This is a genomic window from Klebsiella sp. GG_Kp146, from assembly GCF_040061975.1.
Taxonomy (GTDB): domain Bacteria; phylum Pseudomonadota; class Gammaproteobacteria; order Enterobacterales; family Enterobacteriaceae; genus Klebsiella; species Klebsiella quasipneumoniae.
This window is the reverse complement of sequence record NZ_JBEAHA010000012.1, coordinates 206,321-228,532: the sequence shown is the minus strand read 5'-3', so window position 1 is coordinate 228,532 and position 22,212 is coordinate 206,321. Positions and strand designations below refer to the sequence as shown.

The following is a 22,212-nucleotide window of genomic DNA, read 5'->3' as shown; positions in this document are numbered from 1 at the left end:
CCTGCTTTTTTCACGGACGGAATTGTTATGAAAAAGCACCTTCTGGCCCTCGGGCTGCTGCTTGCCGGAGTATCGCCGGCGCAGGCGCTGGATGTCGGCGATATCTCATCTTTTATGAACAGCGGCAGCAGCACGCTGAGCAAAACGATCAAGAACAGCACCGACAGCGGCCGGCTGATCAATATCCATCTCGAACGGCTCTCTTCCCCGCTGGATGACGGACAGGTTATCCCGATGGATAAACCGGATGAGGTGCTGCTCACTCCCGCCAGCCTGCTGCTACCCGCCCAGGCCAGCGATGTGATCCGCTTCTTCTACAAAGGCCCGGCGGATGACAAAGAGCGCTACTACCGCATTGTCTGGTTCGACCAGGCGCTCAGCGATGCCCAGCGCGATAACGCCACCCGCAGCGCGGTGGCCACCGCTTCCGCCCGCATCGGCACCATCCTGGTGGTGGCGCCCCGGCAGGTGAACTACCGCTTTCAGTACGCCAACGGCTCCCTGACCAACACCGGGAACGCGACGCTGCGGATCCTCGCCTACGGCCCTTGCCTGAAGGCCGCCGAGGGTAAGGAGTGTAAGGAAAACTACTACCTGATGCCGGGTAAATCACGCCGTTTTACGCGCGTGGACACGGCGGATAAAAAAGGGCGGGTTGCGCTTTGGCAGGGTGAGCAGTTTGTTCCCGTGAAATAGACAGCTGTGCAGATGGATAACGACGATGCCTCTACAACGGATTTCCCCAGGACTGAAAACACGACTTGCCTTCGGCATGTTTTTTTTGTTCGTTCAGCCCGACGCCAGCGCGGCTGCCCCAGGGGCGCAGCAGATTGGCGGGGTGATTATTCCGCAGGCCTTCAGCCAGGCGCTGCAGGACGGCATGAGCGTTCCGCTCTATATTCATCTTGCCGGCAGCCAGGACACCCGGGACGATCAGCGGATCGGCAGCGCCTTTATCTGGCTGGACGGCGGCCAGCTGCGCGTTCGGCAGATCCGGCTGGAGGACAATGAGGGTAACGCCAGCGTCAGCGAACAGACCCGCCAGCAGCTGACTGGCCTCGCCAACGCCCCGTTCAGCGAGGCGCTCACCATCACGCTGACCGACAGCGCGCAGCTGGATCTCAGCCTGCGCCAGCTGCTGCTGCAGCTGGTGGTCAAGCGCGAGGCGCTGGGCACCGTGCTGCGCTCGCGCAGCGAAGACATCGGCCAGTCGAGCGTCAACGCCCTCAGCAGCAACCTGAGCTATAACCTCGGCGTCTATAACAACCAGATGCGCAACGGCGGGAGCAACACCTCCAGCTATCTGTCGCTGAACAACGTCACGGCGCTGCGTGAGCATCATGTGGTGCTCGACGGCTCGCTGTACGGGATCGGCAGCGGTCAGCAGGACAGTGAATTATATAAGGCCATGTATGAACGCGATTTCGCCGGCCACCGCTTTGCCGGCGGGATGCTTGACACCTGGAACCTGCAGTCCCTGGGGCCGATGACCGCTATTTCGGCGGGCAAGATTTACGGCCTTTCCTGGGGGAACCAGGCCAGCTCCACCGTCTTCGACAACAGCCAGTCCGCCACGCCGGTGATCGCCTTTCTGCCGGCGGCGGGCGAGGTGCATCTCACTCGTGACGGCCGGTTGCTGAGCGTCCAGAACTTCGCCATGGGGAACCATGAAGTGGATACCCGCGGCCTGCCGTACGGTATTTACGACGTGGAGGTCGAGGTGATCGTCAACGGGCGGGTGGTCAGCAAACGCACCCAGCGGGTCAATAAGCTGTTCAGCCGGGGACGCGGCGCCGGCGCGCCGCTGGCGTGGCAGGTGTGGGGCGGCAGTTTTCATATGGATCGCTGGTCGGAGAGCGGGAAAAAGACCCGGCCGGCGAAAGAGAGCTGGCTGGCGGGCCTCTCGGCCTCCGGGTCGCTCAGCACCCTAAGCTGGGCGGCAACGGGCTATGGCTACGACAACCAGGCGGTGGGAGAAACCCGCCTGACGCTGCCGCTGGGCGAGTCGATCAACGTTAACCTGCAAAATATGCTGGCCAGCGACAGCTCGTGGAGCAGCGTCGGCAGCATCAGCGCCACGCTGCCGGGGGGCTTTAGTTCAGTGTGGGTCAACCAGGAGAGAACCCGCATTGGCGATCAGTTGCGACGCAGCGATGCCGACAACCGGGCGATCGGCGGCACCCTCAACCTCAACGCGCTGTGGTCGAAGCTGGGGACGTTCAGCGTCAGCTACAACGATGACCGTCGCTACAACAGTCATTACTACACCGCGGATTACTATCAGACGGTCTACAGCGGCGCCTTTGGCTCGCTCGGCCTGCGGGCGGGGATCCAGCGCTATAACAATGGCGACAGCAGCGCCAACACCGGGAAATATATCGCCCTCGATCTGTCGCTGCCGCTGGGCAACTGGTTCAGCGCCGGGATGACCCATCAGAACGGCTACACCATGGCTAACCTCTCAGCGCGCAAGCAGTTTGATGAAGGCACCATTCGCACCATCGGCGCCAATCTGTCGCGGGCCATCTCCGGCGATACCGGGGATGACAAAACCCTCAGCGGCGGGGCGTATGCCCAGTTCGACGCCCGCTACGCCAGCGGCACGCTGAACGTCAACAGCGCGGCGGACGGCTACGTCAACACCAACCTCACCGCCAGCGGCAGCGTCGGCTGGCAGGGCAAAAATATCGCCGCCAGCGGACGAACCGACGGCAACGCCGGGGTGATCTTCAACACCGGACTGGAGGATGACGGTCAGATCAGCGCCAGGGTCAACGGGCGGATCTTCCCGCTCAGCGGCAAGCGTAACTATCTGCCGCTCTCTCCCTATGGCCGCTATGAGGTGGAGCTGCAAAACAGCAAAAACTCGCTCGACAGTTACGACATCGTCAGCGGGCGCAAGAGTCATCTGACCCTCTATCCCGGCAACGTGGCGGTGATTGAGCCTGAGGTGAAGCAGATGGTCACCGTCTCCGGTCGTATTCGGGCGGAAGACGGCACGCTGCTGGCGAATGCGCGGATTAACAACCATATCGGCCGTACCCGCACCGATGAAAACGGCGAGTTCGTCATGGATGTGGATAAGAAATACCCCACGATCGATTTCAGCTACGGCGGCAATAAAACCTGCGAAGTGGCGCTGGAGCTCAGCCAGGCGCGCGGCGCCGTCTGGGTGGGGGATGTGGTTTGCAGCGGCCTCTCGTCGTGGGCGGCGGCGGCGCAGACAGGAGAAGAGAATGAAAGTTAACCCTTTAATCGCCCTGGCGATCCTCGCGCTGCTCTGGCCGGCGGCCGCGCTCAGGGCGGCGGTGTCGAAGACCACCTGGTCGGATGCGCCGGCGCGCGAGTTTGTGTTTGTGGAAAACAACGCCGACGACAACTTTTTCGTCACCCCCGGCGGGGCGCTGGATCCGCGCATGACCGGCGCCAACCGCTGGACCGGCTTAAAATACACCGGCTCCGGGACCATCTATCAGCAGAGTCTCGGCTATATCGATAACGGCTACAACACCGGGCTCAATGCCAACTGGAAGTTTGATATGTGGCTGGAAAACTCGCCGGTTTCGCACCCTTTAACCGGCCTGCGCTGCATCAACTGGTACGCCGGGTGCGATATGGCCACCAGTCTGATCCTGCCGCAAACCACCGACGCCAGCGGGTTCTATGGCGCGACGGTGACCAGCGGCGGCGCGAAGTGGATGCACGGTATGATGTCGGACGCCTTCTATCAGTATCTGCAGCAGATGCCGGTCGGCGGCAGCTTCACGATGACCATCAATGCCTGCCAGACCTCGGTGAACTACGACGCCAGCAGCGGCGCGCGCTGTAAGGATCAAGCCTCCGGCAACTGGTATGTGCGCAATGTCACCCACACCAAAGCCGCGAGCCTGAGGTTGATAAACACCCACTCGCTGGCGGAGGTGTTTATCAACAGCGATGGCGTGCCGACCCTCGGGGAAGGGAACGCCGACTGCCGGACGCAGACCATCGGCAGCCGCTCAGGGTTAAGCTGTAAGATGGTCAACTATACGTTGCAGACCAATGGGTTAAGCAACACCTCGATCCATATTTTCCCGGCGATCGCCAACTCGTCGCTGGCCTCGGCCGTCGGGGCGTACGATATGCAGTTCAGCCTCAACGGCAGCTCATGGAAGCCGGTGAGCAATACCGCCTATTACTACACCTTCAACGAGATGAAGAGCTCAGACGCGATCTATGTGTTCTTCTCCAGCAACTTCTTTAAGCAGATGGTGAATCTCGGGATCAGCGATATCAATACCAAGGATCTGTTCAACTTTCGCTTCCAGAACACCACCTCGCCGGAGTCAGGCTGGTATGAGTTTTCCACCTCCAATACGCTGATTATCAAGCCCCGTGATTTCAGCATCAGCATTATCTCCGACGAATATACCTCGGCGCCGTCGCGGGAGGGGTATGTCGGCAGCGGCGAACCGGCGCTCGATTTCGGCTACATCGTCACCACCAGCGGTAAAACGGCCGCCGACGAAGTGCTGATCAAAGTGACCGGACCGGCGCAGGTGATTGGCGGGCGCTCCTACTGTCTCTTTAGCTCCGATGACGGTACGGCGAAAGTGCCGTTCCCGGCGACGCTCTCTTTTATCACCCGCAGCGGCGCGACGCAGACCTACGACGCCGGGTGCGATGACAGCTGGCGGGATATGACCGATGCGCTGTGGCTGACCACGCCGTGGACCGATATCTCCGGCGAAGTGGGGCAGATGGATAAGACCACGGTGAAATTCTCGATTCCGATGGATAACGCCATTTCGCTGCGGACGGTAGACGATAATGGCTGGTTTGGCGAAGTCAGCGCTTCAGGAGAGATTCATGTCCAGGCGACGTGGCGCAACATTAACTAAGGCCCTGCTGACGGTGGGCTGCCTGCTGGTGGCTCCGCTGGCGCAGGCTATCTCGGTCGGCAACCTGACCTTTTCCCTACCGGCAGAAGCGGATTTCGCCAGCAAACGGGTGGTGAACAACAATAAAAGCGCGCGGCTGTACCGCATCGCCGTCAGCGCCATCGATCGCCCGGGCGGCAGCGAAGTGCGCTCCCGGCCAGTGGATGGCGAGCTGCTGTTCGCCCCCCGTCAGCTGGCGCTGCAGGTCGGGGAGAGCGAATACTTCAAATTTTACTATCATGGCCCGCGGGACAACCGCGAGCGCTATTATCGGGTCTCGTTTCGCGAAATCCCCACCCGCAACCTGACGAGGCGCGGCCCGACCGGCGGCGAGGTCAGCATGGAGCCGGTGGTGGTGATGGATACCATTCTGGTGGTGCGCCCGCGCGAGGTGCAGTTTAAATGGTCTTTCGATAAGGTGGCCGGAACGGTGAGCAATACCGGCAATACCTGGTTTAAGCTGCTGATTAAGCCAGGATGCGATTCGACCGAAGAGGAGGGGGACGCGTGGTATCTGCGTCCCGGGGACGTGGTTCGCCAGCCGGCGCTGCGCCAGCCGGGGAACCACTATCTGGTCTATAACGACAAATTTATTAAGATCAGCGATACCTGCCCGCTGAAGCCCCGCCCCGCGGAGTGAACCTTACCCGGCGGTCGCGCGGCGGGTAAAGCGCCGGCTGGCCAGCAGGCTCAGACCGCAGCACAGCAGGTAGTACACCGCGCCGGTGAAGACGAAGATCGCCAGGGGATAGATCTGCACCCGGTTGTTGACCTGGCCGGCCACGGTGGTCAGCTCCGGGACGTTGACGATAAACGCCAGCGAAGTGTCCTTCAGCAGGCCGATAAAGATCCCCACCAGCGACGGCTGAACGTTGCGCAGCGCCTGCGGGAGCAGCACCAGGCGCAGCGTTTGTCCGGGGGCGAAACCCTGGGTCAGCGCCGCCTCATACTGACCTTTCGGCAGCGACTGCAGCCCGGCCAGCACCGAGTGCATCACCGAGGCGGCGGTAAACCACGCCAGCGCCAGGGTCACGGTCACCGCGCCGGGCAGATCGCCGCCGGTCAGAATCGGCAGCAGATACCACAGCCAGAAGATGACAAATATCAGCGGGATGCCGCGGATAATTTCCGCCCACAGAAACAGCAGACGCCGCGTCAGTCCGCCGTAGCGCCAGGCCAGGCCCGCCAGCGCAATGCCTCCCGGCAGCGCCAGCAGCGTGGCGCCGATAGCCATCAGCAGGGTCAGGGCCACGCCGCCGGGCTGGCCCTCCGCCAGCCGGCCCCACAGCAGGTAATCAAGGTTATCGGCGATCACCGCCAGATTAGCGTTCATGTTGGGCGCTCCGTTGCAGTTTTCTTCCCGGGCCGAGACGCGTTAGCGCCACGCCCATCGCCACCCCCAGCGCCAGGTACAGCGCGGTGCCGACGGCAAAAGCCTCCAGGGCGTGCGCGTTATAGCTCTCAATCTGCCGCACCTGATAGGTCAGTTCCGCAAAGCCGATGCCGCTGGCCAGCGATGAGAGTTTCATCAGGTTGAGATACTGGCCGACAATCGGCTGCCAGGCGTTGGCCAGCCCCTGCGGCAGAAGGATAAAGCGCAGCTCCTGCCACGGCGTAAAGCCCTGCGACAGCGCGGCTTCCCGCTGCCCGTGGCTGACGGCGCGCAGTCCGGAGGCGATCTCTTCCACCAGAAAGGCGGAGGTAAAGACCCCCAGCCCCCACATTGAGCAGAGGAACTCCGGCGTCAGCCACCAGACGTTGCCCGGCAGAATGGACCAGGCGTGCTCGTCGTTCACCACGTTCTTCACCGCCAGCGGCAGCAGGTTCCAGGCGGCAAAGTACCAGAACAGCAGCTGGACCAGCAGCGGGGTATTGCGAAACAGCGAGACCCACGCGGCCACCAGCCCGCGCCCCGCGCGGCCGCCGCCGAGACGCAGGGCCAGCAGCAGGACCGCCAGCAGAGTGGCGAGCAGGATCCCGGCGACGCTGACCCAGACGGTGGTGAGAAAACCAGAGATAATCCATTGCAACGGCTGTCCGCTCAGGACGCCGTGCCAGTCAAGCATCGGCGTCACTCGAGGCTCTCCTGGTGCAGCGGATCCAGCACCTTCTGCAGAAAACGCCGCGCGCGGGCATGCTGCGGATGGGCGAAAAACTCAGCCGGCGGGGCGACCTCGAGAATGTCGCCGCCGTCGATAAACACCACCCGGTCGGCAATTTCGCGGGCAAACTGCATCTCGTGGGTCACCACCAGCATGGTGATCCCGCTGTGGGCGAGGTTTTTCATCACCTGCAAAACTTCGCCGATCATCTCCGGGTCGAGGGCCGAAGTGGGCTCATCGAACAGGATAATCTGCGGCGAGGAGGCCAGGGCGCGGGCGATCGCCACCCGCTGCTGCTGGCCGCCGGAGAGCTGCGCCGGCATCTGCTGCGCTTTCTCCTCCAGCCCAACCTGACGCAGCAGCGCCAGCGCCCGCTCCTGTGCCGCGCTTTTTCCCCAGCCGTGGACGCGCTCCAGCGCCAGCGTGATGTTCTCCTGCGCCGTCAGGTGGGCGTAAAGGTTGAACTGCTGGAAGACAAAGCCGACGCGGCTGCGCAGCTGGCGCAAGGCGCTGCCGCTCAGCCGGCTGGTGGGTTTGCCGTCGATCAGGATCTCGCCGCCGCTTAAGGATTCGAGCTGGTTGATCAGGCGGATCAGCGTCGATTTTCCCGATCCGGAAGGGCCGAGGATCGCCACCACTTCGCCGGGATCGACCTGCAGGTTGATGGCGTTAAGCACCTGATGATCGCCGTAGCGCTTGGCCACCTCACGAAAGGTAATGCTGGCGCGCTGTAGACGTGAAAAATCCGCGGCCGGGGCCGCGGAGTGGGAGAATAAACCCGAGAACATATTATTTCGCTTCTATGGTAAAGGCGCGCGGCTGCGGCGTTTTAGTGGCAGGGCCAAACCAGACATCGTAAATTTTCGCGGCTTCGCCGGTTTTCTCCAGCTTCACCAGCTCATCGTTGACGGCCTTCAGCAGGGCCGGTTCGCCTTTCTTCACCCCCACGCCAATCTCTTCTTTGCTGAGCAGGTCGGGCAGAATTTTAAACTTGGCTTTATCCGGCGCTTCCGCCAGCAGACCGGCAAGGATGGTGCTGTCCTGGGTGATGGCCTGGACGTTGCCGTTGCGCAGGGCGGTCAGGGCCAGCGGAATATCGTCATAGGAGAGGACGCGAGCCTGCGGGAAACGCTGGTGCAGCGCCTGTTCGCCGGTGGTGCCTTTCACCGCGCCGATGCGCGCTTTGCTGTACTCATCAAGCTTATCCGGAGAGCCGGCCGGCACGAGGAACTGCTGGCCGGTGACGAAATACGGCGTTGAGAAATCAATAACCTGGGCCCGCTCCGGGGTGATGGTAATGTCGGCGACGATCAGGTCGGCTTTGCCGGACTGCAGCAGCGGAATACGGTTGGCCGGGTTAGTGGCCACCAGTTCGAGTTTGACGCCGAGCGCTTTCGCCAGCGCCTGGGCAAAGTCGACGTCGTAGCCGACGATATGGTGGGTTTTGGCGTCCACGGAGCCGAACGGCGGGTTGGCGTCAAAGGTGGCGACTTTCACGACGCCGGCGGCTTTGATGTCAGCCAGCTGGTCGGCCTGCGCCTGCGAGGCGAGCAGCAGCATACCCAGCGCCAGTGCGATTTTTGTGGTTTTGTTGCGCATATTTTTTCCCCTGAATCCCTGTTTTGTTTTGTGGACATCACGCTCCCACACATTCCCCGTCGGCGGCAAAGAAGAAAAAATTCTTATCTATAACGAAAAAGAACTTAACAAACCTGTGGGTATTCTTTATGCGCAGGTAGCGTTTTACCGGCGCAGTCACGAGTGCCGGGCGGTCCTCTTTCCCTCCGGAGAGAGGGTGAGGGTGAGGGATAGGGGTAATTTTCCGTTCACTTTGCGTTTGCGAGAAAATGGTGGTTCTTTGCCGGTGAACGGGTAAAGGGGGAGAAAACCGTCTCCCCCTTTACAATCCCCCCGGTCCCGCAGAGAAATCCGTGCTGCGCACTACGCTCACCTCCCGGTCATCAGCCTGCGGTCGGCTCAACTCGATACTACTCGTCCCATCCCTGGGACTCGCCCCTGCGGGGCCTGCGCAAGCGCTGTTCAAAATTGCTCCCGGCAATTTTGTCATGTCTCGAATCGCCTCTGGCCGCCCTCCATGGCGGCCAGCCCTTGTCTGCCGACCTCCGGTTCGCCGATTTCAGCGGGAATCGGGCCCGCTGCACGCCCGTAGGTTTCAGGAGCCATTTCATAGCTATCAGAACATATCCGTTAAAAATGGTATGTGCCTTTCCCTGTGGCCCCGCGGTGTATACCGGTGCGGCAACGACAGCCGAACGGCCCTCTTTCCCTCCGGAGAGAGGGTGAGGGTGACAGGACCGGGCGTAATATGCGCCAGCCAGGATTGCAAATTCGGAATTAATATTTCCCGCGCCCGGCCAACTGTGGTTGAAATAGACCCAGGCGATTCGCTTCCCGACAGAGGAGAAAACGAAAGTGGCATTGTGGCAACGGTTAACGGGCTGGCTGGCTTTTTTGTCCAACGGTGAAGCCGGACAGCAAGATACTCAACGCGTCATGGAGGCGATCCTGCCGGTGGCCAGCCTCTACGGCGTGGACATTGGCAACGTGGAAACCCGGTGGTTCCGTCATGATAAGACATACTGAGCGACGCAGGACGCGAGAAGCCTACTGGAACGAGGTGTGCTTTGTGTAGCAAGAGACTGCCTGAGGTTGCGGCATCGCAGGAGGCGCCGCCGCAGCCCAGGCAGTTTTAACCACCCTTATCCCCCCAGATACATCCGCTTAATTTCCGGGTTAGTCAGCATCTCCCGCGCCGCGCCTGACAAGGTGATCCGGCCATTCTCCAGGACATACGCCCGATCGGCGATCGCCAGCGCGGCCGTCGCATTCTGCTCCACCAGCAGCACCGTCATATTCTCTTCGCGCAGTTGCTTAATGATGCCGAACAGCTCGCCGACAATTTTCGGCGCCAGCCCGAGGCTTGGTTCATCCAGCATCAATAACACCGGCTCGCTCATCAGCGCCCGGGCGATGGCCAGCATCTGCTGCTCGCCGCCGCTCATGGTGCCCGCCATCTGATGGCGCCGCTCCTTGAGCCGTGGAAAGAGGGCGTACATACGATCGCGCAGGCGGGTGTAGCCGGCGAGATTATTGTAAGCGCCCATGCGCAGGTTCTCTTCGATGGTCAGGTTGGTAAAGACCCGGCGTCCCTCCGGCACCAGCGCCAGCCCGCGACGTACGATCTGGTGGGTCTGGCTGCGCGAGATATCGTCGTTGAGGAAGCTGACGCGCCCGCTGGAGCGCACCAGGTTGACGATCCCATTGAGGGTGGAGGTTTTACCGGCGCCATTGCTGCCGATCAGGGTGACGATCTCCCGGTCATAAACATCGATATCGACGCCTTTCAGTCCCTGGATCACGCCGTAAAAGACCTTCAGTTCCCTGGCGTTAAGCATAATTGGCTTCTCCCAGATAAGCGGAAATGACGTCCGGATGCTGGATCGCCTCGGCCATCAGGCCGCTGAACAATGGCTTACCATACTCCAGGACCATCACCCGTTCGCACAGGCGGTTGACGAAGGGCATATCGTGCTCGATTAACAGGACGCTGAGCTGATAGTCATGGCGCATGCGGAAGATCAGCTCCGCCAGATCCTCGGTCTCCTTCGGGTTCATCCCGGCGGCCGGCTCATCGAGCAGCAGCAGCTTCGGCGAGGTGGCCAGCGCGCGGGCGATCTCCACTTTGCGCTGGTTGCCATAGCTCAGGTTCGTGGCCTGCATATGGGCGAAGTGGGCGATGCCGATGTCTTCCAGAATGGCCATCGCTTTGGCCTTCGCCGCCCGCTCGGCCGGAAAGTAGCGGCCAATGTGCAGGGCCGCCTCCAGCAACGAATAGCGGCTGGCGCGGTCAAGCCCGACCATCACGTTCTCCAGCACCGTCATCGAGTTAAACAGACGGATATTCTGGAAGGTGCGGGCGATCCCGGCGTTGACCACCTGGTTGGGCTTTAGCCCCTTCAGCGAGGTGCCCGCGAGGGTGACGCTGCCGCTGGTGGGCTTATAGTTGGCGGTGATGACGTTAAACAGGGTCGTTTTGCCCGCGCCGTTAGGGCCGATAAGGCCAAAGATCTCCGCTTCATCAACATGGAAGCTGACGTTGTCGATGGCCCGCAGGCCGCCAAACTGCATGGTGACGTCCTGCACCTGCAGGATGATTTTATTTTCCGCCATAGCTGCTGTTCCTTCTTCCCATCTGCCAAATCTCTTTTTTCCCCAGCAGCCCTTCGCGGGCGAAAAGCATGATGATCAGCAGCAGCAGGGAGAAGACCACCATTCGCAGGCCCGGATAGGCGCCGAGATCGTGACCGAAGAACTGCAGCGGCTGGTCGAGAAAGCGCAGCCACTCGCCGCTGCCGACCACCAGCACGGTGCCGAGCAGGGCGCCGGTGGTGCTGCCGAGTCCGCCGAGGACGATAATAATCAGCAGCTGGAAGGTGAGCATAAAGTCGAACAGCCCCGGGGAAATGGTGGTCAGCAGGGAAGCCAGCAGACCGCCGCCGATCCCTTCGAAGAAGGCGCTGGTGGCGAAGGCGCAGGTTTTAATGCGGAAGGTGTTGACCCCCATGGCGATCGCCGCATCTTCATCGTCGCGAATGGCTTTCATCATCCGGCCATACTTCGACCACACCAGCTGGAGGATCATGCCGGTGGCCAGCAGGGCGAACAGGCCGCACCAGAACAGGAGATGCGGCTGCTGCGGAATATCGTTCAGCCCGATGGCGCCGTTGGTGATTTGCGGGTTGTTAATGGCGAGGATCTTGATGATAAACCCGAAGCCGAGGGTGACGATGGCCAGGTAGTCGCCGCGCACCCGGAAGACCGGCACGGCGAGGCACACCGCCAGCGCCGCCGCGCACAGGCCACTTATCAGCAGGGCGGGGAGGAAGCCCGCGTGCAGGCTGAGGATCCACGGGCTGGGGGCGGCCATTTCAAACATGTCTACCTTGCTGTCGCTGGAGAGGATCAGCAGGGCGGTGACGTAGGCGCCCACCGCCACGAAGCCGTTCGGCTCCAGCGACAGCTGGCCGGTCACGCCGTTGATCAGGTTGTAGCTGACCGCGAGGATCATAAAGATAAAAATGGTGCTGATGACGCGAACAATGTAGTCATTGAAAACCACGTTGATTCCGGCCAGCAGCGCGATACAGATGACAATAATGGCCAGGTTGCGCAGCTGCGCCCCGGCGGTGGTCGTCGCGTTGAGCATCAGAAACGGCTCCTTTCCAGACGTTCGTCGCCCATAATGCCGACCGGGCGGAACAAGAGGACCAGAATCAAGAACAGGAAGGCGAAAGCGTCTTTATAGCCGCCCAGTTCGGGGAAGATCGCCACCGCGACCACCTCGGTAAAGCCGAGAATAAAGCCGCCGAGCACCGCGCCGGTGACGCTGCCGATCCCGCCCAGCACGGCGGCGGCGAAGGCCTTCAGGCCGATAAGCACGCCCATCAGGGGATCGATCGTCGGGTAGCTGATGGAGTAGAACACGCCGCCGAGCGCCGCGAGGCTGCTGCCGAGGGCGAAGACCAGGGAGATGATCCGGTTGGCGTCAATGCCCATCAGACGCACGGTGTTGACGTCAAAGGCCACCGCGCGGATCGCCATTCCATAGCGGGTGCGGTACAGCAGCCAGAGGATCGCCAGCAGCAGCAGGACGGTGATCAGCGGCACAATCCACGCCACGTTGGTAATAATGACGCTGCCGAAGGCCCGGGTCTGGTTGAAAAAGTCAGGGGTGGAGAAGAAGCGCGAGCTGCCGCCAAACAGCACGTTAAACAGGTTTTCGAGGAAGAAGCTGACGCCGATGGCGGTGATCAGCATGGAAATTTTCGAGGCCTGGCGCAGCGGACGATAGGCGACCCGGTCAATCAGCATGCCAAACAGGCCGCACAGCCCGAGAGTCAGGAAAACGGCTACCCCGAAGGGTAGCCCAACCGAAGAAAATAAAAACAGCGTACTAAACGCGCCGACCATCATCACGTCCGCATGGGCGAAGTTGATCAGCCTTAGCACGCCATAAACCATCGTATAACCGATGGCAATCAGGGCGTACATGCCCCCAAGACTCATTCCATTGACCACTTGCTGGAGAAAAATGGCGCCGTCCATTTTGTAGCCTCGTCACAACTTAAGGGTTAACCACGGTACGAAACGCCAGCTTGCCATCTTTCACTTCGTTGATGACCGCGCTGCGAATGGCGTCGCCGTTCTGTAACGTCAGCGTGCCGGTCACGCCCTGGAAATCTTTGGTGGCGCGGATTTTTTCATTCACGCAGACCCGATCGTGGGGATCGCTGCACTGGTTCATGGCGTTGACGATGACGTTATAGGCGTCCGCCGCCATTGCGCCCCAGGTATGGGTCGGCTGCTGGTATTTGGCTTCCCAGGCTTTGATGAAGGTTTCCCCGGCCGGGGTCTGCTCTTTGGCGTTCGGCGAGTAGTAATCGGTGGTCATATAGCCGTTGACCGCGTCTTTACCCACATCGAAGAAGACCTGATCTGCGGCCAGACCGTCGCCGCCCACCACCGGTTTGTTGAGCCCCAGCTGTTTTGACTGCACGGCAATCAGCGCCCCTTCGGTGTAGTAGATCGGCATATAAATCATGTCGACATTCTTCGCCTTGACGCTCGCCAGCTGGGCTTTAAAGTCCTTGCTGCCGCCCGGGGCCTGTACCTCGATGGGAATGGTGCCGCCGTTTTTCAGGAACTGGGTGCGGAACGCTTTCGCCAGGCCGACGGAGTAATCGTTGCTACTGTCAAACACGATGGCGGCGGTTTTGGCTTTCAGATCGCGGGAGGCCAGATTGGCCCCGACCACCCCCTGGAAGCTGTCCGAGAAGCAGACCCGGCTGACGTACGGATGGTTGCGGGTGACGCGGTCGTTGGTGGCGGTGGAGGAGACCAGCGGCGTTTTGCTGTCGTCGGCGATCTTGGTCATCGCCAGGGTGTTGGAGGAGGTGACTTCCCCGATCACGGCATCCACTTTATCGCTGGAGACCAGCCGCTGCATGGCGTTGGCCGCTTCGACTTTGTCGCTTTTATCATCGATAACGATAAGCTTGATGGTATCGCCATTTTTTAACGTCGGGGTGATGGTCTGAATAATGTCCAGCCCTTTCTGCGACGGCTGACCATAGCCGCTGAGGGCGCCGCTCAGGGGTAATACCACCCCGATTTTAATTTCCGCTGCCTGCGCGCTGCTCGCGCCGGCCAGCGCGGCTACCAGCGTGGCCATTAAAGACGCTTTCCCGGAAAACGATTTCATTGGTATTTCTCCGTCGGTCGATTATTTATCTTTAACCATCAATGACTGCATAACATTGAGGAATAATTCGCCAGCGTATCTGGCGAATTATTGGCTGTTATGTTGAATAGATAACGAGATATATACCCTAAATAATTCGAGTCGCATGAAGGCGGCAAGTGAGCGAATCCCCAGGCGCTTACAGAAGTCAGTGACTGGGGGGAGAGAACGCAGCCAACGCACATGCAACTTAAAGTATGACGGGTATTTTTTAAGGCGCTGAATTACCTTACAACGTCCGTTTCGTTTTTACTCATGCAATATTCTTATTACCTGCAGGCAAGGGCATAAGGCTGGTGACAACACGGCTTTTGATACGCTGAACGTATTTTTCCGGGTAGCGACTGGCGCCTTATCCGGCCTGGAAAATACGCACTATAAACCGGTTGAACGGTTTCCACAGGCTCGCGCCAGCGAAGCGCCGCCGGGCGATTTCAGCGCGCACCCGAATATAATATTCAGGTGCGCCAGGTAATATTAAAAATCTATTCTTCGGCTCGCGTGACTTATTATTTTAAAGGGGTCAATGGTTTTATTTTTCCATGCAGCGCCGGATTATCGCTTTCATCTTTCAGGCGCACGCCGGTAAGCCGTCGTAAAAAAGCCTGCTCCAGCAGCCAGGCCAGTTTAAAGGCGGCGGCGTCATGGCTCAGCCCTTCCGGGCGAATATTGGAGATACAGTTGCGCTCTGACTCCAGCCGCTGCCGATGGGGCTGCCAGGTGAGGTAGACGCCGAGGCTGTCCGGCGAGGAGAGGCCCGGTCGTTCGCCAATCAGGATCGCCACCGCGCGGGCTTTCAGGGTTTCGCCAATATCATCCCCCAGCGCCACCCGCGACTGATGGGCCAGCACCACCGGCGCCAGGCCGATCCCCAGCGTCTGCAGCCAGGGCAGCAGGGCGCGGATCAACGGCACCGCCTGGCGCTCTACCGCCCAGGAAGAGAGGCCGTCGCCGATCACCAGCAGCAGGTCGGCGGGGCGGACGCCGCTGGCGGCGAGGTCGGCGCGACTCTCGTCGGCGAGCTGCCGCCCGAGATCCGGGCGCCGCAGATAGGTATGACGGTCCGGCGCGGCGCTGTGCACCGTCAGGGTGTCGAGGCCGAGCGCCGCCAGCGGCGCCACCAGCTGCTGGCTGGCGAACGGCTGATGAATGGCGTCCCGCGCTCTGGCGTGGGCCAGACCAAAGTTAAGGACTTCGCGGGTCGGCAGGCTGGCGCCGCTGCGGCCCAGGGCGATCCGCGCATCGGTAAATTCACGCAGCGGGTTCCAGGCGTCGGGACGGTTCATACGGGGGCTCCTTGCGGCAGAACGGACAGCAGCGGATGGCGGGCATCGGTGAGCCGCAGCGCGCCGTGCGGATCGATAATTTGCATCTTCGCCAGCCAGTCGGCGAACTCCGGGGCATGCTTTAAGCCCAGCAGACGACGGGCGTAGAGCGCATCATGGAACGAGGTGCTCTGGTAATTAAGCATGATATCGTCCGCCCCTGGCACGCCGATCAGGAAGGTGAGCCCGGCGGCGCACAGCAGGGTCAGCAGGGTGTCCATATCATCCTGATCCGCTTCCGCGTGGTTGGTATAGCAGACGTCGCAGCCGATCGGCAGACCCATCAGCTTGCCGCAGAAGTGATCCTCCAGCCCGGCGCGAATAATCTGCTTGCCGTCGTAGAGATACTCCGGACCGATAAAGCCGACCACCGTATTGACCAGCAGCGGTTCAAAGTGGCGGGCGACGGCGTAGGCGCGCGCCTCGCAGGTCTGCTGGTCGACGCCGTGGTGGGCGTTGGCCGACAGGCAGCTCCCCTGGCCGGTCTCAAAATACATTACATTGTTGCCGAGGGTACCGCGACCGAGGCTGAGGGCCGCCTCGCGGGCCTCCTGCAGCATGGCAAGGTTGATGCCGAAGCCGCTGTTGGCCGCTTCGGTTCCCGCCACCGACTGAAACACCAGATCCACCGGCGCGCCGCGCTCAATCAGCTGCAGCGTATTGGTGACGTGGGTCAGAATGCAGGACTGGGTGGGAATGGCGAAGCGCTGGATAATATCGTCCAGCATCACGTTCAGCTGCGCCAGCACCGGTAAGCTGTCGCTGGCCGGGTTGATGCCGATCACCGCATCCCCGGCGCCGTACAGCAGTCCGTCGAGCATACTGGCGGCGATGCCTTTCAGGTCATCGGTGGGATGATTGGGCTGCAGGCGCACGCTGAGGTGGCCGGGCAGGCCGATGGTGTTGCGAAAGCGCGTCACCACCTGACATTTGCTGGCGGCGAGGATCAGATCCTGATTGCGCATCAGCTTGCTTACCGCCGCCGCCATCTCCGGGGTGATAGCGCGGGCGACCCGCTGCAGCGTGGCGGTATCGGTGGCATCGTCCAGCAGCCAGTCGCGGAAATCGCCGACCGTCAGGTGACGCAGGGCGGCAAAGCCCTGCGCATCATGGGTGTCGAGGATCAGGCGGGTCACTTCGTCCTGCTCGTAGGGGATAAGCGGGTTGTCGAGAATGTCGGTCAGCGGCACCTCGGCGAGGGTCATTTTCGCCGCCATCCGCTCTTCGGCCGAGTGGGCGATAACGCCCGCCAGGGCGTCGCCGGAGCGGGCCGGCGACGCTTTCGCCATCAGCGTTTTCAGACTATCAAAGCGCCATACCTGGCCCGATAGCGTGGTTTTATACATGCCGCCTCCTCAGGAGACCGTGCGCAGTTGAGGATCCACTGGCGCCCGTTCACGGGCCGCTGCGGTTTTGCGGAACCACAGGTAGCCGCCGAGCATCATCGCCGCGAAAATCAGCGCCAGCAGCAGGTTATACCAGACCATCGCCACCAGGCAGATCACCGCCATGCCGAGGGCAAAGGCCGGCGCCAGCGGGTAGAGCGGCGCGCGGAACGGACGGATCAGCTTCGGCTCGCTACGGCGCAGTTTGAACAGCGCCGCCATGGAAGTGATATACATAACAATAGCCCCAAATACCGACATGGTGACGATGCAGGCGGTCAACGGCATGCCGCTGATGGTGATCAGCGAGTCGGAGAAGATCGCGGCGATACCCACCACGCCGCCGGCGAGGATCGCCAGATGCGGGGTGCGGGTGCGGCGGTTGAGGGAGGCCAGCCCGGCGGGCAGATAGCCGGCGCGGGCGAGGGAGTAGATCTGCCGCGAGTAGCCCATAATGATGCCGTGGAAGGAGGCGACGAGGCCAAACAGCCCCAGCCACACCAGCATATGCAGCCAGCCGCTGCCGTTGCCCACTACCGTCTTCATCGCCTGAGGCAGCGGGTCGTTGATATTGGACAGCGCGCGCCAGTCGCCGACGCCGCCGGCGAAGACCATCACGCCGATCGCCAGCACCGTCAGCGTCAGAATGCCGCCGCCCAGGGCGCGCGGAATGGTGCGCTGCGGATCTTTGGCCTCTTCGGCGGCCATGGAAGCCCCCTCAATGGCGAGAAAAAACCAGATAGCGAACGGAATGGCGGCGAACATCCCCGGCAGCGCCAGGCCGCTAAAGCTTTCCGCGCCCGCCCAGCCGTTGGCGGTGAAGTGGCTCCAGGAGAAGCCGGGGGCGACGACGCCCATAAACACCAGCAGCTCGAAGATAGCCAGCAGGGTGACGATCAGCTCGAAGGTGGCGGCGATGCCGACGCCGAGGATATTGAGCGTCATAAAGATCACGTAAGCGCCGCAGGCGACCCATTTCGGATCCAGCGCCGGAAACTGCACGTTGAGGTAGGCGCCGATGGCCATGGCGATGGCCGGCGGGGCGAAGACGAATTCAATCAGGGTGGCAAAACCAGCGATAAAGCCGCCGGTGGGCCCGAAGGCGCGGTAGGCGTAGGCGAAAGGGCCGCCAGCGTGCGGGATGGCGGTGGTCAGCTCGGTAAAGCTGAAAATAAAGGCGCAGTACATGGCGGCGACCGCCAGGGCGACGACCATAAACCCCATCGTGCCCGCCTGCGACCAGCCGTAGCTCCAGCCGAAGTACTCCCCGGATATCACCAGTCCGACGGCGATCCCCCATAAACGAAAACTGCCGAGCGTTCTTTTTAAGGTGGTGGTGTGCTCTGTCATACGTGTTGCCTCGCCAGATAGAAAGGTTCTGAACGACAGGCTGCAAAGAGAGTGCCAGAACGTTGTCCGCCGCGATGAGGCGCCAGCCCGTGGCGCGCTCACCGGCGCTGCGCAAAAATGGGGCAGGCTGCACGCTGTCGGCGCGCGACCTGGTGCAGCGGCTTTGCTTTTTCCGCGGTGGCACGGTATAACACTTCTTCTTTTGGATGTTTAGATGTCTATACGTTTATACGCATCATGGCCCGGGCAAGCGGGCTGGCGTGAGAAAATAAAATGCAAAGCACAACACAACAACAAGGTGGGCAACTGAAGCGCACCATGAAAACGCGCCATCTGATCATGCTGTCGCTCGGCGGCGTGATTGGCACCGGCCTGTTCTTTAATACCGGCTATATCATCTCCACCACCGGCGCGGCCGGAACGCTGCTGGCGTATCTGATTGGTGCCCTGGTGGTCTGGCTGGTGATGCAGTGCCTCGGCGAACTGTCGGTGGCGATGCCGGAGACCGGCGCCTTCCATGTTTACGCGGCGCGCTACCTTGGCCCGGCGACGGGCTATACCGTGGCGTGGCTCTACTGGCTGACGTGGACGGTGGCGCTGGGTTCGAGCTTCACCGCCGCCGGCTTCTGTATGCAGTACTGGTTCCCGCAGGTGCCGGTCTGGATCTGGTGCGTGGTGTTCTGCGCGGTGATTTTCGGTCTTAACATCATTTCGACCCGCTTCTTCGCCGAAGGCGAGTTCTGGTTCTCGCTGGTGAAAGTGATCACCATCATCGCGTTTATTATTCTCGGCGGCGCGGCCATTTTCGGCATCATTCCGATGCAGGATGGCTCCCCGGCGCCGGGCCTGCGCAATCTCACCGCCGAAGGCTGGTTCCCGCACGGCGGCCTGCCGATCCTGATGACCATGGTGGCGGTGAACTTCGCCTTCTCCGGGACGGAGCTTATCGGCATTGCCGCCGGAGAGACGGAAAACCCGCATAAGGTCATTCCGGTCGCCATTCGCACCACCATCGCCCGGCTGATTATTTTCTTTATCGGCACCGTGTTTGTGCTGGCGGCGCTGATCCCGATGCAGCAGGCCGGGGTGGAGAAAAGCCCCTTCGTGCTGGTGTTTGAAAAGGTGGGCATCCCTTACGCGGCGGATATTTTCAACTTCGTGATCCTGACGGCGATCCTCTCGGCGGCCAACTCCGGCCTGTACGCTTCCGGGCGGATGCTCTGGTCGCTGTCGAACGAGAAGACGCTGCCGGCCTGCTTTGCCAAAGTCAATAAACGGGGCGTGCCGGTGACCGCGCTGTCGGTGAGTATGCTGGGCGGCGTGCTGGCGCTGTTCTCCAGCGTGGTGGCGCCCGATACGGTGTTTGTGGCGCTGTCGGCGATCTCCGGCTTTGCGGTGGTGGCGGTGTGGTTGAGCATCTGCGCCTCGCACTTTATGTTCCGCCGCCGCCATCTGCAGCAGGGTAAGGCGCTGAGCGATCTGCAGTATCGCGCCCCCTGGTATCCGGTGGTGCCGATTCTGGGCTTTGTGCTGTGCCTGGTGGCCTGCGTGGGCCTCGCTTTTGACCCGAGCCAGAGAATTGCGCTGTGGTGCGGGATCCCCTTTGTGGCCCTGTGCTATGGTGCCTGGTATCTTACTCGTTCACGGAAAATGACTCAGGAGCCACAACATGTCGCAGACTAATCCGTTTACCGCCCTGCTTGCCGCCCAGCCTTTTGTGCTGCTGGACGGCGCCATGGCCACCGAGCTGGAGGCCCGCGGCTGCGATCTGGCTGACAGCCTGTGGTCGGCGAAAGTGCTGCTGGAGAACCCGCAGCTGATCCGCGATGTGCATCTCGACTACTTTCGCGCCGGAGCGCAGGTGGCGATCACCGCCAGCTATCAGGCCACTCCCGCCGGCTTTGCCGCGCGCGGCCTGGATGATGCGCAGTCCCGGGCGCTGATCGGTAAAAGCGTCGAGCTGGCGCGCAAAGCGCGCGAGGCGTACCTCGCTGAGAATCCGCAGGCCGGCACGCTGCTGGTCGCCGGTTCGGTGGGGCCGTATGGCGCCTTTCTCGCCGACGGCTCGGAGTATCGCGGCGATTATCAGCGCAGCGCGGCAGAGTACCAGGCCTTCCACCGCCCGCGCGTCGAAGCGCTGCTGGATGCGGGCGCTGACCTGCTGGTCTGTGAAACCCTGCCGTCATTCGCCGAGATCCAGGCCCTGACAGCCCTGCTGCAGGAGTATCCCCGCGCCCGCGCCTGGTACTCCTTCACGCTGCGCGACGCCGAACATCTCAGCGATGGCACGCCGCTGCGCGAGGTGATGGCCGCCCTGGCGGATAACCCACAGGTGGTGGCGGTGGGCATCAACTGTATCGCGCTGGAAAATACGCCCGCGGCGCTGGCGCATCTGCATAGCCTGACGGCGCTGCCGCTGGTGGTCTATCCTAACTCCGGCGAACATTATGATGCGGTGAGCAAGACCTGGCACCATCATGGCGAAGCCTGCGCCAGCCTGGCGGGTTATCTGCCGCAGTGGCTGGCGGCCGGGGCGAGGCTGATCGGCGGCTGCTGCCGCACCACGCCGCAGGATATCGCTGAGCTTAACGCGAAGCGCTGAGTTTTTTGCCGGGTGACGCTGCGCTTACCCGGCCTACACCTTGCGCGATCCGTAGACCGGGCAAGTCATAGCCGCCACCCGGCGCCAACCCTCTGCCGCCAACCCACCGCGCAAAATCAACTATCCTTTCCCGCTTTTGTTCTAAAAACGATTCGCTATTAGCCAGAATTTTTAATTACTTCATCTCCATCCTGATGCCGGAAATACTGCACCTATAACAACTCAGGGGAAGCAGACATTATGGCATTCACATCGCGAATTACTCTTCTGGCGGCGCTGGCCGTCGCCGCCTTCCAGGCGCAGGCGGTCAATGTGACCGTGGCGTATCAAACCTCCGCTGAGCCGGCGAAAGTCGCCCAGGCGGACAACACCTTCGCCAAAACCAGCGGGGCGACCGTCGACTGGCGGAAATTTGACAGCGGCGCCAGCGTGGTGCGCGCCCTGGCCTCCGGCGATGTGCAGATCGGCAATATCGGCTCCAGCCCGCTGGCGGTGGCCGCCAGCCAGCAGGTGCCGATTGAAGTGTTCCTGCTCGCCTCAAAGCTCGGCAACTCCGAAGCGCTGGTGGTGAAGAAAAGCATCACCAAACCGGAAGATCTGATCGGCAAGCGCATTGCCGTGCCGTTTATCTCCACCACCCACTACAGCCTGCTGTCGGCGCTCAAACACTGGGGCATCAAGCCGGGCCAGGTGCAGATTATTAACCTGCAGCCGCCGGCGATTATCGCCGCCTGGCAGCGCGGGGATATCGACGGGGCTTACGTCTGGGCGCCAGCGGTTAACGAACTGGAAAAAGAGGGCAAGGTGCTGACCGATTCCGCGCAGGTCGGGGAGTGGGGCGCACCGACCCTCGACGTCTGGGTGGTCCGTAAGGACTTTGCCGAGCAGCATCCGGAGATCGTCAAAGCGTTTGCTAAAAGCGCCATCGACGCCCAGCAGCCCTACATCGCCAACCCGGAGGTATGGCTGAAACAGCCGGACCACATCAGCAAGCTGGCGCGCCTGAGCGGCGTGCCGGAAGCCGATGTCCCCGGGCTGGTGAAGGGGAACACCTACCTGACCGCCGCTGAGCAGGCGCAGGCGCTGAATGGGCCGGTCAATCAGGCCATTGTCGATACCGCGCGCTTTCTGAAAGAGCAGGGCAAAGTGCCCGCGGCGGGAACCGATTATCGTCAGTACGTTACTGACCGTTTCGTGAAGTAAAGGAG

At 61.5% G+C, this 22,212-nt stretch carries 22 protein-coding genes; 10 read left to right on the top strand and 12 right to left on the bottom strand.

Features of this window, described 5'->3' with window-relative positions; translation table 11 throughout:
• Nucleotides 1-27: 27 nt before the first annotated feature.
• Genes ABLU95_RS14455 through ABLU95_RS14440 form a run of 4 tightly spaced genes read left to right on the top strand, consistent with a single transcriptional unit; the run spans nucleotide 28 to nucleotide 5,559 of the window.
• Nucleotides 28-696 carry a hypothetical protein gene (locus ABLU95_RS14455; protein WP_023288546.1) on the top strand — a complete coding sequence of 223 codons (669 nt, stop codon included), beginning with the start codon at nucleotides 28-30 and terminating at the stop codon, nucleotides 694-696.
• A 25-nt stretch (nucleotides 697-721) separates the two neighbouring features.
• Nucleotides 722-3,247, top strand: a complete 2,526-nt coding sequence (locus ABLU95_RS14450; protein ID WP_348879835.1) for a CS1-pili formation C-terminal domain-containing protein — start codon at nucleotides 722-724, stop codon at nucleotides 3,245-3,247.
• Nucleotides 3,237-4,880, top strand: a complete 1,644-nt coding sequence (gene ecpD, locus ABLU95_RS14445; protein ID WP_194859298.1) for a fimbrial adhesin EcpD — start codon at nucleotides 3,237-3,239, stop codon at nucleotides 4,878-4,880. The genes ABLU95_RS14450 and ecpD overlap by 11 nt, the downstream gene beginning before the upstream one ends.
• Nucleotides 4,849-5,559 carry a hypothetical protein gene (locus tag ABLU95_RS14440; RefSeq protein WP_348879834.1) on the top strand — a complete coding sequence of 237 codons (711 nt, stop codon included), beginning with the start codon at nucleotides 4,849-4,851 and terminating at the stop codon, nucleotides 5,557-5,559. Before ecpD ends, ABLU95_RS14440 begins: the two co-directional genes overlap by 32 nt.
• Nucleotides 5,560-5,562: 3 nt before the next feature.
• Here the strand turns inward: ABLU95_RS14440 and ABLU95_RS14435 are convergent, their stop codons facing one another.
• From ABLU95_RS14435 to ABLU95_RS14420, 4 genes are read right to left on the bottom strand one after another with little or no spacing between them, the layout of a single operon-like run.
• Complete coding sequence (locus ABLU95_RS14435; RefSeq protein WP_348879832.1) at nucleotides 5,563-6,252, bottom strand: amino acid ABC transporter permease; 690 nt, start codon at nucleotides 6,250-6,252, stop codon at nucleotides 5,563-5,565.
• Nucleotides 6,242-6,994 carry an amino acid ABC transporter permease gene (locus tag ABLU95_RS14430; RefSeq protein WP_023288550.1) on the bottom strand — a complete coding sequence of 251 codons (753 nt, stop codon included), beginning with the start codon at nucleotides 6,992-6,994 and terminating at the stop codon, nucleotides 6,242-6,244. The genes ABLU95_RS14435 and ABLU95_RS14430 overlap by 11 nt, the downstream gene beginning before the upstream one ends.
• On the bottom strand, nucleotides 6,991-7,809 hold the full coding sequence (locus tag ABLU95_RS14425) for an amino acid ABC transporter ATP-binding protein (protein WP_023288551.1): 819 nt from the start codon (nucleotides 7,807-7,809) through the stop codon (nucleotides 6,991-6,993). The genes ABLU95_RS14430 and ABLU95_RS14425 overlap by 4 nt, the downstream gene beginning before the upstream one ends.
• A 1-nt stretch (nucleotide 7,810) precedes the next feature.
• Nucleotides 7,811-8,620, bottom strand: a complete 810-nt coding sequence (locus tag ABLU95_RS14420) for an ABC transporter substrate-binding protein (protein WP_002890106.1) — start codon at nucleotides 8,618-8,620, stop codon at nucleotides 7,811-7,813.
• An 834-nt stretch (nucleotides 8,621-9,454) separates the two neighbouring features.
• On the opposite strand from ABLU95_RS14420, the gene ABLU95_RS14415 reads away from it, so the two are divergent.
• On the top strand, nucleotides 9,455-9,625 hold the full coding sequence (locus ABLU95_RS14415) for a hypothetical protein (protein WP_002890108.1): 171 nt from the start codon (nucleotides 9,455-9,457) through the stop codon (nucleotides 9,623-9,625).
• A 116-nt stretch (nucleotides 9,626-9,741) separates the two neighbouring features.
• Here ABLU95_RS14415 and ABLU95_RS14410 read toward each other — a convergent pair whose 3' ends face one another.
• From ABLU95_RS14410 to ABLU95_RS14390, 5 genes are read right to left on the bottom strand one after another with little or no spacing between them, the layout of a single operon-like run.
• Entirely contained in the window at nucleotides 9,742-10,437 is a 696-nt protein-coding gene (locus tag ABLU95_RS14410; protein WP_004204908.1) for an ABC transporter ATP-binding protein, read from the bottom strand.
• Nucleotides 10,430-11,212: an ABC transporter ATP-binding protein gene (locus ABLU95_RS14405; RefSeq protein WP_032453292.1), complete on the bottom strand. Its 783-nt coding sequence runs from the start codon at nucleotides 11,210-11,212 to the stop codon at nucleotides 10,430-10,432. The genes ABLU95_RS14410 and ABLU95_RS14405 overlap by 8 nt, the downstream gene beginning before the upstream one ends.
• Complete coding sequence (locus tag ABLU95_RS14400; RefSeq protein WP_008805324.1) at nucleotides 11,199-12,248, bottom strand: branched-chain amino acid ABC transporter permease; 1,050 nt, start codon at nucleotides 12,246-12,248, stop codon at nucleotides 11,199-11,201. Before ABLU95_RS14400 ends, ABLU95_RS14405 begins: the two co-directional genes overlap by 14 nt.
• On the bottom strand, nucleotides 12,248-13,147 hold the full coding sequence (locus ABLU95_RS14395) for a branched-chain amino acid ABC transporter permease (protein WP_192242529.1): 900 nt from the start codon (nucleotides 13,145-13,147) through the stop codon (nucleotides 12,248-12,250). The genes ABLU95_RS14400 and ABLU95_RS14395 overlap by 1 nt, the downstream gene beginning before the upstream one ends.
• 19 nt (nucleotides 13,148-13,166) lie before the next feature.
• On the bottom strand, nucleotides 13,167-14,273 hold the full coding sequence (locus ABLU95_RS14390) for an ABC transporter substrate-binding protein (RefSeq protein WP_072096492.1): 1,107 nt from the start codon (nucleotides 14,271-14,273) through the stop codon (nucleotides 13,167-13,169).
• Here ABLU95_RS14390 and ABLU95_RS14385 point away from each other — a divergent pair.
• Complete coding sequence (locus tag ABLU95_RS14385) at nucleotides 14,266-14,409, top strand: hypothetical protein (RefSeq protein WP_032428606.1); 144 nt, start codon at nucleotides 14,266-14,268, stop codon at nucleotides 14,407-14,409. The genes ABLU95_RS14390 and ABLU95_RS14385 overlap by 8 nt on opposite strands.
• Nucleotides 14,410-14,851: 442 nt before the next feature.
• On the opposite strand, the gene eutC is transcribed toward ABLU95_RS14385, so the two are convergent.
• Genes eutC through eat form a run of 3 tightly spaced genes read right to left on the bottom strand, consistent with a single transcriptional unit; the run spans nucleotide 14,852 to nucleotide 18,402 of the window.
• Nucleotides 14,852-15,628, bottom strand: a complete 777-nt coding sequence (gene eutC, locus ABLU95_RS14380) for an ethanolamine ammonia-lyase subunit EutC (protein WP_023288555.1) — start codon at nucleotides 15,626-15,628, stop codon at nucleotides 14,852-14,854.
• A complete protein-coding gene (locus tag ABLU95_RS14375; protein ID WP_023288556.1) occupies nucleotides 15,625-17,013 on the bottom strand; it encodes an ethanolamine ammonia-lyase subunit EutB in 1,389 nt (462 codons plus the stop codon). The genes eutC and ABLU95_RS14375 overlap by 4 nt, the downstream gene beginning before the upstream one ends.
• Nucleotides 17,014-17,022: 9 nt before the next feature.
• Nucleotides 17,023-18,402 (bottom strand): ethanolamine permease, encoded by a 1,380-nt coding sequence (eat, locus tag ABLU95_RS14370; protein ID WP_032453381.1) that lies wholly within the window; start codon nucleotides 18,400-18,402, stop codon nucleotides 17,023-17,025.
• Between the two features lie 62 nt (nucleotides 18,403-18,464).
• On the opposite strand from eat, the gene ABLU95_RS14365 reads away from it, so the two are divergent.
• The 4 genes from ABLU95_RS14365 to tauA all read left to right on the top strand — a co-directional run bounded on the left by ABLU95_RS14365 (nucleotide 18,465) and on the right by tauA (nucleotide 22,207).
• Nucleotides 18,465-18,593, top strand: coding sequence for a hypothetical protein (locus ABLU95_RS14365; protein ID WP_072199122.1), 129 nt, complete (start codon nucleotides 18,465-18,467; stop codon nucleotides 18,591-18,593).
• An 82-nt stretch (nucleotides 18,594-18,675) separates the two neighbouring features.
• Nucleotides 18,676-20,085, top strand: coding sequence for an S-methylmethionine permease (mmuP, locus tag ABLU95_RS14360; protein WP_032453383.1), 1,410 nt, complete (start codon nucleotides 18,676-18,678; stop codon nucleotides 20,083-20,085).
• Nucleotides 20,072-21,004, top strand: coding sequence for a homocysteine S-methyltransferase (mmuM, locus tag ABLU95_RS14355; RefSeq protein ID WP_348879824.1), 933 nt, complete (start codon nucleotides 20,072-20,074; stop codon nucleotides 21,002-21,004). The genes mmuP and mmuM overlap by 14 nt, the downstream gene beginning before the upstream one ends.
• A gap of 240 nt (nucleotides 21,005-21,244) precedes the next feature.
• Nucleotides 21,245-22,207: a taurine ABC transporter substrate-binding protein gene (tauA, locus tag ABLU95_RS14350; protein ID WP_348879822.1), complete on the top strand. Its 963-nt coding sequence runs from the start codon at nucleotides 21,245-21,247 to the stop codon at nucleotides 22,205-22,207.
• Nucleotides 22,208-22,212: the final 5 nt, after the last annotated feature.

Coding starts and splice junctions, on each gene's coding strand:
- eutC (WP_023288555.1), bottom strand. CDS start 15,628: ATGAACCGTCCCGACGCCTGGAACCCGCTGCGTGAATTTACCGATGCG.
- ABLU95_RS14435 (WP_348879832.1), bottom strand. CDS start 6,252: ATGAACGCTAATCTGGCGGTGATCGCCGATAACCTTGATTACCTGCTG.
- tauA (WP_348879822.1), top strand. CDS start 21,245: ATGGCATTCACATCGCGAATTACTCTTCTGGCGGCGCTGGCCGTCGCC.
- ABLU95_RS14410 (WP_004204908.1), bottom strand. CDS start 10,437: ATGCTTAACGCCAGGGAACTGAAGGTCTTTTACGGCGTGATCCAGGGA.
- mmuM (WP_348879824.1), top strand. CDS start 20,072: ATGTCGCAGACTAATCCGTTTACCGCCCTGCTTGCCGCCCAGCCTTTT.
- ABLU95_RS14395 (WP_192242529.1), bottom strand. CDS start 13,147: ATGGACGGCGCCATTTTTCTCCAGCAAGTGGTCAATGGAATGAGTCTT.
- ABLU95_RS14455 (WP_023288546.1), top strand. CDS start 28: ATGAAAAAGCACCTTCTGGCCCTCGGGCTGCTGCTTGCCGGAGTATCG.
- ABLU95_RS14400 (WP_008805324.1), bottom strand. CDS start 12,248: ATGCTCAACGCGACGACCACCGCCGGGGCGCAGCTGCGCAACCTGGCC.
- ABLU95_RS14425 (WP_023288551.1), bottom strand. CDS start 7,809: ATGTTCTCGGGTTTATTCTCCCACTCCGCGGCCCCGGCCGCGGATTTT.
- ecpD (WP_194859298.1), top strand. CDS start 3,237: ATGAAAGTTAACCCTTTAATCGCCCTGGCGATCCTCGCGCTGCTCTGG.
- ABLU95_RS14390 (WP_072096492.1), bottom strand. CDS start 14,273: ATGGCCACGCTGGTAGCCGCGCTGGCCGGCGCGAGCAGCGCGCAGGCA.
- ABLU95_RS14440 (WP_348879834.1), top strand. CDS start 4,849: ATGTCCAGGCGACGTGGCGCAACATTAACTAAGGCCCTGCTGACGGTG.
- eat (WP_032453381.1), bottom strand. CDS start 18,402: ATGACAGAGCACACCACCACCTTAAAAAGAACGCTCGGCAGTTTTCGT.
- ABLU95_RS14405 (WP_032453292.1), bottom strand. CDS start 11,212: ATGGCGGAAAATAAAATCATCCTGCAGGTGCAGGACGTCACCATGCAG.
- ABLU95_RS14420 (WP_002890106.1), bottom strand. CDS start 8,620: ATGCGCAACAAAACCACAAAAATCGCACTGGCGCTGGGTATGCTGCTG.
- ABLU95_RS14375 (WP_023288556.1), bottom strand. CDS start 17,013: ATGTATAAAACCACGCTATCGGGCCAGGTATGGCGCTTTGATAGTCTG.
- ABLU95_RS14450 (WP_348879835.1), top strand. CDS start 722: ATGCCTCTACAACGGATTTCCCCAGGACTGAAAACACGACTTGCCTTC.
- mmuP (WP_032453383.1), top strand. CDS start 18,676: ATGCAAAGCACAACACAACAACAAGGTGGGCAACTGAAGCGCACCATG.